We start from the raw sequence: 12,410 nt of genomic DNA, 5'->3' as shown, positions 1-12,410 counted from the left end.
TTAGAAAGCGATACAGTCTTTGGCGGTGCTGATATTTTGTCCGGTCAACAGCAGTCCCGCAAATCGTGCGCCAGTGTATAGCGGGGTTTCTGTTACTGCGCAGTATTCTGCAATAAACGAAAATATACTGGCAGATTCTGTCAGTACCGCTTCTTTTCCGCTGGCATCTTTAATGTCGTCGAGTCTCCAGCTTTTTTTAACAACATAGTTATCCCCCTGTATGTCTTTATGGAAAAATGAAATACAAGGGAGGGTGCTGCTCTCTTCTGATGCTTTCAGCTGCGCTGCGGCAATTTCATCTGAACGTTCAACATCTTTCTCATATAAGTTATACGGCATGCACATGGCAGCGAAACGTTCCCCCTGCCATTTCCTGAAGTTGATTGTGAAAGGTATGTTCCCGAAGAACTCATCACCAAGAATACTTTTGATTTCTGACATTTCAAAGAAGAATATGTCCTCGGGGGCAGTGAGCATGCTGTTTTCGGTGAAGTCTTTCCCTGTCTGGAGCAGGAATTCGTGCAGTTTTCCGGATAAATCCATGATAGTTATATATGCATCGTCTCTGAGCTTAAGAAATCTGTGCGCTTCTTTAAGTTTTTCAGCATATTTTGATTTTGACAGGGTTATTCTCTTGGCAGTTGAAAGTTTGCTGAACATTTCATCTGTGCTGAGGCGGTTCAATTCAATTCCGTTTATGCATGTCATTGCAGATGCGGGATCAATGTCTGTTGCGATACTGTCGAAATTTTGTTCCAAGATACTTTCGCTTCTTGTCATATATATATGCCGGAGTGTTTCGCTGATGTCTCTGCCGATCAGCTTATGTACACCTGCAAATGATTTCCAGAGGCGCACATATATCATTTCCCACAGCATTACACAAAGGGCAGTTAATTCCGCAAAGTTGTCTTCAAAGATATCTTCCGGTTTTAGTGTCGCGGAAATTTCTTTGACCTCTTTAAGAGCATCGAGTATCTCGGCATCAGTAATGTTCAGGTCTGAATCGTCAGGAACACCGAAAGAAGGCTTTTTAATAGTTTTAAAAACTGACGGTGCGAAGTTGAGTGTAAACATATCTGTGGTCTGCTTGAACGCAGGTAGTATCGTTTCGGCATTTGCAAGGTTCATATAGAGACGACCAAATAAAAGTTTTATTGAAGGGGACTGGGTCTTAATACTGCAACTCATGAAGAGCGGGTTGAGCACGTCTGGCATTACAGATGCAATGGACATGGCCGCCGGGCTTAGAGTTTCGGGAGCTATTTCTGCGAAGGGAGCCCTTATGAAAAGGTGCTTGCTGTTTGTGCGGTCACCTTTTCCCAGAGACTTTTCCACTGGGGTCAGCGGCGATTTTATAAACGGGTCACGTTTGTCTCCCCTGTTTTTCTCAGGAGTATACACTTCAGCAGAAGTGACAACATATGAGTTATCGTCAACATATAAGCTGATGCTGACAGGTTTACGGAGTGATCTTTCTATGTCTGCCAGCCCTTGTGCAATATTGTTCATTATTTTTTTGCTGTAGGGGCTTTCACCTTTGACAATACTGATATTGCTTTTGTAAACACCTTTGATAAAGGTCAGTTCCCAGTTGTCACCGATGAGATGGTAAAATCCGCAGTTGCCTCTGTAGTGAGGTTCTGCCTTTATGTTCCCCTTTTCGGTCTCTTCGCTGGTTTTAATTCCTGATTGGCTGATAAGTTCTAAAAGTGTGTTCATGGGAAGATTATGTATATTTTTCTACGTTCCTGTCAATAAATTATATATGGAAATACATGTTGAAAGTAGGTGTTTGTAAAGCTAAAATACGATGGTGGGGGTTATTATGAATGTTGTGCTTGTGAATGCTGCTCCCGGCAGTGATGTAAATTCATCATATGTGGCTGAAAAACTGCACGGGAAATATGACGGGGCAAAGAGATTCGACCTCTGTCGCATGGATTTCGATCCTTCTTATCCTGTCAGAAAATGTGACGGTGCTTTCAGTGATGACTGTGTCGAGGAGAGTCTGCGTGAACTGATGTCGGCAGTCTATTCTGCTGATCTGATCATATTCATTTCTCCTAACTACTTTAGCTTTGTGACAGGTACGGCTAAAATGTTTCTTGATAAATTCTTCGTTTTTCTGGGGAAGGGCGGGATGCCTGTTTTTGAGGGGGAGAAAAAGTTCTTCTTTATCCTTACGCAGGCTTCGGCAAACCGGGGACATGGACAGCCCACTCAGGACTGGATGAAGAGCTTTTGCAGTATCTTCAGAATGAAGTTCTTCGGGGTGACGTTGCCGAATTGTAAGAAGTCTGAGCCGGAAAGTGCAAAGCTGAAGATGGATGAGATCATTATGTCTCTAAACATGTTCATATAAATTATAATGTATATACGGAGGTTCTGATGGGAGTTAGCTATAAGGATATCGGGCTTGTAAATACGAAAGAGATGTTTGCAAAAGCTATGGAAGGGAAGTACGCCATACCGGCTTATAATTTCAATAACCTGGAACAGCTTCAGGCAATAGTCACTGCATGTGTGGAGTCGAAGTCTCCGGTAATACTGCAGGTTTCTAAAGGAGCCAGAGAATATGCCAATGCGACAATGCTCAGGTACATGGCAATGGGCGCAGTTCAATATGCGAAAGAGCTTGGGTGTGAGATACCTATAGCTCTGCATCTTGACCACGGTGATTCCTTTGAAACAGCTAAGAGCTGTATAGACTCAGGGTTCTCAAGTGTCATGATCGATGGTTCTCATTTGCCATTCGAAGAAAATATCACGCTTACTAAAAAGGTTGTGGACTATGCTCACAGTCTCGATGTTACAGTTGAGGGGGAGCTTGGTGTGCTTGCAGGCATTGAGGACGATGTTGTTGCGGAGAAGTCAACTTATACTAACCCAGATCAGGTAGTCGAGTTCGTAGAGAAAACAGGATGCGACTCGCTTGCAATCTCAATAGGCACATCTCATGGTGCATTCAAATTTAAGGCAGGACAGCCCGTACCTCCCCTCAGGTTCGATATACTGAAGGAATGTGAAGTAAGGCTGCCCGGGTTCCCTATCGTTCTGCACGGAGCGTCTAGTGTCGTGCAGGAGTATGTCGAGATGATCAATCAATACGGCGGAAAGTTGGAAGGTGCTCTTGGTGTTCCAGAGGAACAGCTGAGGCAGGCGGCGGCAAGCGCAGTGTGTAAGATCAACATTGATTCTGACGGAAGACTTGCACTTACGGCAAAGATAAGAGAATTCCTTGCTGAACATCCGGAAGAGTTTGACCCGCGTAAATATCTTAAGCCTGCAAGAACTGAACTGGTAAAGATGTATAAGGCTAAAAATGTGAATGTGCTTGGTTCGGCAGGCAAAGCATAAGCGTATAGTAAAGCTGAACAATATAGAGCCTCTCTGAACTCCAGAGGGGCTTTTTTTATATTGAGGTATCGGAGCCGTGTTGTTGTCCTGTGGTGGCAGGGAAATATCGTGCTTGTAACATGTTGTAGTTAAAGGTTATAAATAATAAGTCAAATAAATGATAAAAAGATGTTGACTCTGTGCCCCGTATTAGTTATAACTTCCCTCCCGCAAGAAACGCGGGGTTTTAAAAAGGGTGTTAGACAACCAAAAAGAAACTTTAAAAAAACCTGTTGACACAGGGGTTCAGATTGGTTATAACTTCCCTCCTGCCAGAAACGCAGGGCTTTAAAAACGGGATGCTAGACAGCCAAAAAGAAAACTTAAAAAACCTGTTGACACAGGAGTTTAAATTGGTTATAACTTCCCTCCAGCCGGAAACGGCAAAGAGTTGTTAGAAAAACGAAAAAGATAGTTCAGTAAGTTGTTTGAAAAAACTTAAATAACTTGTTGACACGGGACGCTAAGTTCTGTATAACTATCCTCCGTTGCACAAATAACAACGAACGGTTTCGAAAGAAACTTTGATGTTTGACAAATGAATAAGGTCGATATGAGATAATGAATACAGTGATGTTCGATATCTCTGATTATTAGATTAGTTGGAGTTTATCATAAAGAGTTTGGATGGAGAGTTTGATCCTGGCTCAGAACGAACGCTGGCGGCGTGCTTAACACATGCAAGTCAAGGGGAAAGTCACTTCGGTGGCGATTACACTGGCGCACGGGTGAGTAACGCGTGAGGAATCTACCATTAAGTTTGGGACAACATTCCGAAAGGGGTGCTAATACCGGATAATATACACATTCGCATGTTTGTGTAGGAAAGGCGGTTTCGGCTGTCGCTTTTTGATGATCTCGCGTATCATTAGATAGTTGGTGAGGTAACGGCTCACCAAGTCTACGATGATTAGCCGGCCTGAGAGGGTGGCCGGCCACATAGGGACTGAGACACGGCCCTAACTCCTACGGGAGGCAGCAGTGGGGAATTTTGCGCAATGACCGAAAGGTTGACGCAGCGACGCCGCGTGTATGACGAAGGTTTTCGGATCGTAAAGTACTTTCAGCAGGGAAGAAATGGTTCAATAGTAACTGATTGAGTTTTGACGGTACCTGCAGAAGCAGCCCCGGCTAACTCCGTGCCAGCAGCCGCGGTAATACGGAGGGGGCAAGCGTTGTTCGGAGTCACTGGGCGTAAAGCGCACGTAGGTGGATTATCAAGTCAGGAGTTAAAGGCAACGGCTCAACCGTTGTAAGGCTTTTGAAACTGGTAGTCTAGAGTGTTGGAGAGGAATGCGGAATTTCCGGTGTAGCGGTGAAATGCGTAGATATCGGAAGGAACACCAGTTGCGAAGGCGGCATTCTGGCCAATAACTGACACTGAGGTGCGAGAGCATGGGTAGCAAACAGGATTAGATACCCTGGTAGTCCATGCTGTAAACGATGGATGCTAGGTGTTGGGGTTTATACGCCTCAGTGCCGAAGCTAACGCATTAAGCATCCCGCCTGGGGAGTACGGCCGCAAGGCTGAAACTCAAAGGAATTGACGGGGGCCCGCACAAGCGGTGGAGCACGTGGTTTAATTCGATGCTAACCGTAGAACCTTACCTGGGCTTGACATCCGTAGTCGTTTCTAGAGATAGAAATTTGCTCATCTTTGATGAGAGCTATGAGACAGGTGCTGCATGGCTGTCGTCAGCTCGTGCCGTGAGGTGTTGGGTTAAGTCCCGCAACGAGCGCAACCCCTATTTTTAGTTGCCATCAGGTAATGCTGGGCACTCTAAAGAGACAGCCGTCGATAAGGCGGAGGAAGGTGGGGACGACGTCAAGTCATCATGGCCCTTATGTCCAGGGCTACACACGTGCTACAATGGTTCATACAGAGGGCAGCTAACTCGTGAGAGTACGCGAATCCCTTAAAGTGGATCTCAGTTCGGATTGTAATCTGCAACTCGATTACATGAAGCTGGAATCGCTAGTAATCGCAGGTCAGCTAAACTGCGGTGAATACGTTCCCGGGCCTTGTACACACCGCCCGTCACACCACGGGAGTCGACCGTACCTGAAGCCGGTGGCCTAACCTTTTAGGAGGGAGCCGTCTATGGTATAGTTGGTAACTGGGGTGAAGTCGTAACAAGGTAGCCGTACCGGAAGGTGTGGCTGGATCACCTCCTTTCTAAGGAGATTGCATTTCGGTGCAGAATCTATAGAAAGATAATTACTCATATCGACCTTTTATTTTACATATATGGTGTCTGGGGAGAAGTATCGACCTAGAGCTTATAGGGGCCTATAGCTCAGTTTGGTTAGAGCGCACGCCTGATAAGCGTGAGGTCGGTGGTTCAAGTCCACCTAGGCCCATTAAATAACCTTATGGGGTTGTTTATAAACGCTCAATATTTTGAGTATTTATATATAGTTCCATAGATATATGGGGGTGTAGCTCAGCTGGGAGAGCACCGCCCTTGCAAGGCGGGGGTCAGGAGTTCGAACCTCCTCATCTCCATTAAGGAACTAACAAGATTATATATTTTTTTAACTGTCACAGGTTAAAAGAGCAAGGCAGTCAAGGCTGTCTTTTTTAGACTTCGGTCTAATTTTAAAACGGTTTCTGAGTTATCTGAGTAACGCAAGCATTTATGTTTGGTTTAGATTGTTTAGAAAGCTGTATGATGTTTGACTTAATAATATATACGCGAGATTGGTTGAAAGCCTAAACTTTGACTGATCGTTTGAGTGTATATGTTTATATATGAGCTTTTAGAGATAAGGGAAGCAATAGGGTAAACGAAATCAAGCTACTAAGAGCAGATGGGGAATGCCTAGGCGATAACCGGCGATGAAGGACGTGGAAGACTGCGAAAAGCTACGGTTAGCTGTCAACAAGCGTTGATCCGTAGATGTCCGAATGGGGCAACCCGGCGGGGTTAATACTCCGTCACTGAGTAATCAGAGCGAACCCGGGGAAGTGAAACATCTCAGTACCCGGAGGAAGAGAAAGTAAAAACGATTCCGTAAGTAGCGGTGAGCGAACGCGGAACAGCCTAAACCAAGTTTCGGCTTGGGGTTGTGGGGCCCGCATACGATATGATGGATGATAGTAGAAGTGTCTGGAAAGGCACGCCATAGAGAGTGACAGTCTCGTATACGAAATCAGAAATCAGTCAGCGGTGTCCCCGAGTATCACGGGGAACGTGGAGCCTTGTGAGAATCTGGGAGGACCACCTCCTAAGGCTAAATACGAGTTATCGACCGATAGTGAACTAGTACCGTGAGGGAAAGGTGAAAAGAACCCCTGTTAGGGGAGTGAAATAGAACCTGAAACCATCTGCTTACAAGCGGTCGGAGCAACTTTATGTTGTGACGGCGTGCCTTTTGCATAATGAGCCTACGAGTTACGATATGCAGCGAGGTTAAGACGTTAGTCGAAGCCGGAGGGAAACCGAGTCTGAATAGGGCGAATAGTTGTATGTTGTAGACCCGAAGCCAACCGATCTATCCATGGGCAGGGTGAAGCGACGGTAAGACGTCGTGGAGGCCCGAACCGATATACGTTGAAAAGTGTTCGGATGACCTGTGGATAGGGGTGAAAGGCCAATCAAGGTTGGTGATAGCTGGTTCTCTTCGAAATGCATTTAGGTGCAGCGTCATGTGTTTGCCTATGGGGGTAGAGCACTGAATGGGCTAGGGGGCATACCGCTTACTGAACCCAATCAAACTCCGAATACCATAGGTTTAGAGCATGGCAGTGAGACTGCGGGTGAGAAGGTCCGTAGTCGAGAGGGTAAGAGCCCAGACCGTCGGCTAAGGTCCCGGAGTGTGTACTAAGTGGGAAAGGATGTGAAGATGGTTAGACAACCAGGAGGTTGGCTTAGAAGCAGCCACCCTTTAAAGAAAGCGTAACAGCTCACTGGTCTAGCGTTTTTGCGCCGAAGATATAACGGGGCTAAGTACACCACCGAAGCCACGGACTTGATCTTTAAGATTGAGTGGTAGAAGAGCATTCTGTTCAGCGTTGAATGTATACTGTAAGGTATGCTGGAGCGGACGGAAGAGATAATGTAGGCATGAGTAGCGATAAAATGGGTGAGAAACCCATTCACCGAAAGTCTAAGGTTTCCACCGGCAGGGTAATCCGCGGTGGGTTAGTCGGTCCCTAAGGCGAGGGCGAAAGCCGTAGTCGATGGGAAACAGGTTAATATTCCTGTACCGGCATATGTGCGTTTGTACGATGGAGTGACAAAGAAGGTTAGATGGTCCGGGTGTTGGATATCCCGGTTTAAGCGTGTAGTCTGGGAGGATAGGCAAATCCGTTCTCCTAAGGATGAGGCGTTACGACGAGCCCCGTAACAAGGGCGAAGCCATTTATACCATGCTTTCGAGAAAAACTTCTAAGGAGTGCATGTGCTGTCCGTACCGTAAACCGACACAGGTAGACGAGAAGAGAATTCTAAGGTGTTCGAGAGAATCATGGTTAAGGAACTCGGCAAAATGTCACCGTAACTTCGGGATAAGGTGAGCTCCCATTATGTGTAACCCCTCGCGGGTGTAGCAGAACGGAGTCGCAGAGAAGAGGTCCAGGCGACTGTTTATCAAAAACATAGCACTCTGCCAACTGGTAACAGGAAGTATAGGGTGTGACGCCTGCCCGGTGCTGGAAGGTTAATAGGAGGTGTTAGCGCAAGCGAAGCTCCGAATTGAAGCCCCAGTAAACGGCGGCCGTAACTATAACGGTCCTAAGGTAGCGAAATTCCTTGTCGGGTAAGTTCCGACCTGCACGAATGGCGTAACGATCTGGACGCTGTCTCAACCATGAACTCGGCGAAATTGCAGTAGCGGTGAAAATGCCGTTTACCCGCAGCAGGACGGAAAGACCCCGTGGACCTTTACTATAGTTTGGCAATGATACTTGGTAAATCATGTGTAGGATAGGTGGGAGACGTTGAAATGTGGTCGCTAGATTGCATGGAGTCGTCCTTGAAATACCACCCTTGGTTTGCTGATTATCTAACCTAGCCGGTGTGTAACCGGAGGGACATTGTCTGACGGGTAGTTTGACTGGGGCGGTCGCCTCCGAAAGAGTAACAGAGGCGCGCGAAGGTATTCTCAGATTGGTCGGAAACCAATTGACGAGTGTAAAGGCATAAGAATGCTTGACTGTGAGACCTACAAGTCGAACAGGTAGGAAACTAGGCCTTAGTGATCCGGTGGTCCCGAGTGGAAGGGCCATCGCTCAACGGATAAAAGGTACCCCGGGGATAACAGGCTGATCTCCCCCAAGAGTTCACATCGACGGGGAGGTTTGGCACCTCGATGTCGGCTCATCACATCCTGGGGCTGTAGCAGGTCCCAAGGGTACGGCTGTTCGCCGTTTAAAGTGGTACGCGAGCTGGGTTCAGAACGTCGTGAGACAGTTCGGTCCTTATCCGCTGCGGGCGCAGGAGATTTGAAGGGGTCTGTCCCTAGTACGAGAGGACCGGGATGGACAGAACTCTGGTGTTCCAATTGTTCCGCCAGGAGCATTGTTGGGTAGCTATTTCTGGAACAGATAACCGCTGAAAGCATCTAAGCGGGAAACTGGCCCTAAGATGAGATCTCCCTGACTTTATAGTCATTAAAGGACACATGTAGATTACGTGTTTGATAGGCTGGGTGTGTAAGCGTTGTGAGGCGTTGAGCTGACCAGTACTAATAGTCCGTAAGGCTTGATATAATTGTTTACTTTAGCTTCCCTTAATTCTAAGAGCTCATATGTTTAGGCAGACATTAAATATTACAACAATAGAATATGTATACAGGATTCCCTGGTGGTTTTAGCGGTAAGGTTCCACCCGTTCCCATTTCGAACACGGAAGTTAAGCTTACCAGCGCCGATGGTACTTCATGAATCAAACATGTGGGAGAGTAGGTCGCCGCCAGGGATTTTTTTATGTCTGAACTCAAATCTAACTGTTTCTATTCTCAAATACCCATCTATATAACCCGTAACATGCCATTATCGCTGCGTCCCCCATACTCAGGCAATACACACCAACGTTTATACTAAATCTAATATTGTAAATGATATTTATAAACTGTCATTCATGCTATTTGACCTGATTCAGATCATTGCGTGTAGTTTTATTGAACATTCTTAACCGTGATAATTCTCATATTGCACCAGAGAAGGAAATACCACCTATAATGTATCTCTATTGTTAAGTGTTACTATATAGAGTGTTGCGATAGTCTTAACAAAATTTACAACTTTGTTAACGATTGATGCAATGATGTAATTTATTGTGGATATAAACACTCTTTAATAATTCGCACGATAATTAAAGTAAAATAAATTTCATGGTATATAATTATATAAAGAGCATATGTCTATATCAATTTAGGAGGTATGTAATGCGTAATAATAAGAGTGGAATCACAAGACGCGGTTTATTGCAGACTGGTATGGCAGCAGCAACAGTTGCAGCTGGTGGGCTGGCCATGAATTTGTTATCACCTTTTTCGGCAGAAGCAGCATCGAAAACTTTACCTGCTAAATGGGATAAGACATTTGATGTTATAGTGATAGGTTCAGGCTTTGCAGGGTTAGCCGCAGCAGCAGAAGCGGCTGAAAGCGGTCTGAGTGTGGTTATTGTAGAAAAAATGCCTTTATATGGTGGTAACTCTATCATAAATGGCGGTGAGTATAATAGCTGGACTGATAAACTCAAACTGCGTCAATCACTTAATCTTGGAGATGATAGTGCTGAACTTCACAAAAGCGATACACTTAAAGGCGGTGATTTCTATGGTGACCCAGAGCTAATAGAGTTGCTTACAGACAATTCCAGTGACGCGCTTAACTGGATGGTTGACGAGGGCGGTCTGAAACTTCGTCACATTCTTAACAGAACCGGCGGTCATTCTGCATATCGTACCCATACATGTGTGGAAGGTGTAGGCAGAGGGTATACTGAAGCGCTGAAGCGGATAGCAGAAAAACGTGGTGTTAAATTTATGCTGAATACTCCTGTAAGCTGGCTGTGGCGGGCATCTGAAGAGAAACCGGTTATCGGTGTTGAAACTGATGTTCGAGGCAGAAAAAGGAATCTCAAGGCAAATAAAGCTGTGATTATGGCGAGTGGCGGATTTTCTCAGGATAAAGTAATGCGGATGGAATTCAATCCAAGTATTGTTCCTGAATATAACTGCACTAATCAACCGGGTGCTACTGGCGAAATGTTAAGGTACGCACAGGCTATTGGCGCTGAGACAATGCATCTTGCTTTTATACAGCTTTATCCGTATGCAGAGCCGGAGACTGGTATTCTTGACAGCCCCGCAGTTTATCCTTTCAGAGGGCCGGGGTATGGGATGATTGCTGTAGATAAAAATGGGAATAGATTTGTAAATGACCTCGAAAGAAGGGATGTTGTCTCAAGAGCTGAAATTAACACAGGAATGAAACCAACATACTCAATATTTAATGAAGCTATGATACCTCTTATGGGAACTAAAGATGAGGTGGAAGCAGGGCTCAAAAAAGGTAGATTCGTTAAAGCCGATTCTGTTGAAGAACTTGCTCAAAAACTTGGGATGAAACCTGATGTTTTGGCTGGTACCGTAAAAAAACATAATAAATACCTTCGTCAGGGGAACGACCCTGATTTTGGTAAACCAATAACAGATAAAATGATTCCCATAGAGAAGGGACCATTTTACGGCATAGCTCAATGGCCTGCTGTGCACCATACTATGGGTGGTGTGCGTATCAATAAACAAACACAAGTTATTGATATTTGGGGAAATGTTATACCTAATCTTTATGCTTGTGGCGAATCCACAGGCGGTATTCACGGAATAAACAGGCTTGGGGGCAACGCAATCCCTGATGCAGTAGTATTTGGAAGGATTGCAGGCAGAAACGCTGCGAAATGACATACATGGCGGTCGTGGGTTTTACTCCGACCGCCTTTACTACAGGTGCTATTATGAAAATAATATTACTGACAGCTGTAATGTGTATTGCGGCAATGTGCTTTGCTGAACAGGTTTGTCTGGAATGTCATCAGTCAGTTAATGTTTTACCGTCTGAACACGAAAAAGTGAATTTTCAGGTTGCAGCATGTACAGAATGCCATGTGAAAGAGGATGTCTTACAGGCGGATCCATTTGCCGCCGGAATGCATATTAAGCATGCCGGAGAAGCTGAGTGTAATGTTTGCCATGTTATGCAGGGGGCTTCACCATTTGGTCTGCAAAAAGGCAGGATAGGTGAACCAACAGAAGAGTTGGAGCTTATCACAGAGAAGGTTGTACATTGGCAGACATCACAGGATCTCGACAACAGACATGCTAAAGCAGAAGTTTTTTGTAACGGATGTCATGGGATAGCGCTTCCGGAGTTTGCTTCCGAAGTCAGTAATGTAACATGCCTCGGCTGTCATGGTGAACTTAAAGCCTTACAGAAGAAAACAGAATCGGCTGAACATAAAGACATGAATCCTCACAAATCCCACCTCGGAGACATTGCATGTACAGTATGCCACCATATACATACTGAACAGACAGCATATTGTGTAAACTGTCATCCGAAGTTTACGATAACAATGCCTTAAGAAAGAAGCCGGAGCGAGTATCCGGCTTCTGTATTTTAATAGGTGACTAATTTAAGTCTATTTTGTCGGTAGTGGTAAGTTGTGCAGGCGCAGGAATGACAGTTTGTCCCAATATCCGCGTTGAAAGGCAATCTTTCCACGTTTAATATGGAATAGCCCACAGCCGCGCAGACCAAGGGGGTCTTTCCACTCAAGAATTCCCCATTCATTATCTTCAAATATATTTTCGACTATGCATATCATGTCTGCTGTCTCAAAAGCCAGCTTAAACATCTTTCTTATATTTTCTCTGCCTGTTATGGGCCCTTCAGCAACTTGATGGTTAATAGCGTCTGTTGCATAAAGATTTGCTAAAGAGTTGTAGTCTGCCTTATTAAAAGCTTCGACGAATTGTTCGATAATTTCTTTAGGGCTCAT

General features: G+C 45.2%; 6 protein-coding genes, 2 tRNA genes and 3 rRNA genes. 9 read left to right on the top strand and 2 right to left on the bottom strand.

Annotation, left to right across the window (positions count from 1 at the left end; translation table 11 throughout):
- A complete protein-coding gene (locus DACET_RS12760) occupies positions 1–1,722 on the bottom strand; it encodes a hypothetical protein (RefSeq protein ID WP_013011787.1) in 1,722 nt (573 codons plus the stop codon).
- 106 nt (positions 1,723–1,828) lie between these two features.
- Between DACET_RS12760 and DACET_RS15740 the strand changes: the two genes are divergently transcribed.
- The 9 genes from DACET_RS15740 to DACET_RS16465 all read left to right on the top strand — a co-directional run bounded on the left by DACET_RS15740 (position 1,829) and on the right by DACET_RS16465 (position 11,993).
- The gene (locus DACET_RS15740) at positions 1,829–2,365 is read left to right on the top strand and encodes an NAD(P)H-dependent oxidoreductase (protein WP_013011786.1); all 537 of its coding nucleotides are present in this window, start codon (positions 1,829–1,831) and stop codon (positions 2,363–2,365) included.
- A gap of 26 nt (positions 2,366–2,391) precedes the next feature.
- Positions 2,392–3,360 (top strand): class II fructose-bisphosphate aldolase, encoded by a 969-nt coding sequence (locus DACET_RS12750; RefSeq protein ID WP_013011785.1) that lies wholly within the window; start codon positions 2,392–2,394, stop codon positions 3,358–3,360.
- A gap of 663 nt (positions 3,361–4,023) precedes the next feature.
- Positions 4,024–5,575: ribosomal RNA gene (locus DACET_RS12745) — 16S ribosomal RNA — on the top strand.
- A gap of 110 nt (positions 5,576–5,685) precedes the next feature.
- Positions 5,686–5,760: transfer RNA gene (locus tag DACET_RS12740), tRNA-Ile, on the top strand.
- 72 nt (positions 5,761–5,832) lie between these two features.
- Positions 5,833–5,905 (top strand) — tRNA-Ala (locus DACET_RS12735).
- Between the two features lie 285 nt (positions 5,906–6,190).
- Positions 6,191–9,112 (top strand): 23S ribosomal RNA (locus tag DACET_RS12730).
- 90 nt (positions 9,113–9,202) lie between these two features.
- Positions 9,203–9,320, top strand: a 5S ribosomal RNA gene (gene rrf / locus DACET_RS12725).
- The 16S, 23S and 5S rRNA genes sit together here with 2 tRNA genes alongside, the layout of an rRNA operon.
- A gap of 469 nt (positions 9,321–9,789) precedes the next feature.
- Positions 9,790–11,313, top strand: coding sequence for an FAD-dependent oxidoreductase (locus DACET_RS12720; RefSeq protein ID WP_013011784.1), 1,524 nt, complete (start codon positions 9,790–9,792; stop codon positions 11,311–11,313).
- 53 nt (positions 11,314–11,366) lie between these two features.
- Positions 11,367–11,993, top strand: a complete 627-nt coding sequence (locus tag DACET_RS16465) for a cytochrome c3 family protein (protein WP_211204082.1) — start codon at positions 11,367–11,369, stop codon at positions 11,991–11,993.
- Between the two features lie 57 nt (positions 11,994–12,050).
- On the opposite strand, the gene DACET_RS12710 is transcribed toward DACET_RS16465, so the two are convergent.
- On the bottom strand, positions 12,051–12,410 hold the full coding sequence (locus DACET_RS12710) for a nuclear transport factor 2 family protein (RefSeq protein WP_013011782.1): 360 nt from the start codon (positions 12,408–12,410) through the stop codon (positions 12,051–12,053).

Origin of the sequence: Denitrovibrio acetiphilus DSM 12809 (assembly GCF_000025725.1) — a bacterium.
Lineage (GTDB): Bacteria > Chrysiogenota > Deferribacteres > Deferribacterales > Geovibrionaceae > Denitrovibrio > Denitrovibrio acetiphilus.
The sequence above is the reverse complement of the archived record's forward strand: the minus strand, read 5'-3'. Positions and strand labels throughout refer to the sequence as shown.

What these genes read in the sequence shown, in the direction of transcription:
- DACET_RS12760 (WP_013011787.1), bottom strand. Translation starts at nt 1,722, where the DNA reads ATGAACACACTTTTAGAACTTATCAGCCAATCAGGAATTAAAACCAGC.
- DACET_RS15740 (WP_013011786.1), top strand. Translation starts at nt 1,829, where the DNA reads ATGAATGTTGTGCTTGTGAATGCTGCTCCCGGCAGTGATGTAAATTCA.
- DACET_RS12750 (WP_013011785.1), top strand. Translation starts at nt 2,392, where the DNA reads ATGGGAGTTAGCTATAAGGATATCGGGCTTGTAAATACGAAAGAGATG.
- DACET_RS12720 (WP_013011784.1), top strand. Translation starts at nt 9,790, where the DNA reads ATGCGTAATAATAAGAGTGGAATCACAAGACGCGGTTTATTGCAGACT.
- DACET_RS16465 (WP_211204082.1), top strand. Translation starts at nt 11,367, where the DNA reads ATGAAAATAATATTACTGACAGCTGTAATGTGTATTGCGGCAATGTGC.
- DACET_RS12710 (WP_013011782.1), bottom strand. Translation starts at nt 12,410, where the DNA reads ATGAGCCCTAAAGAAATTATCGAACAATTCGTCGAAGCTTTTAATAAG.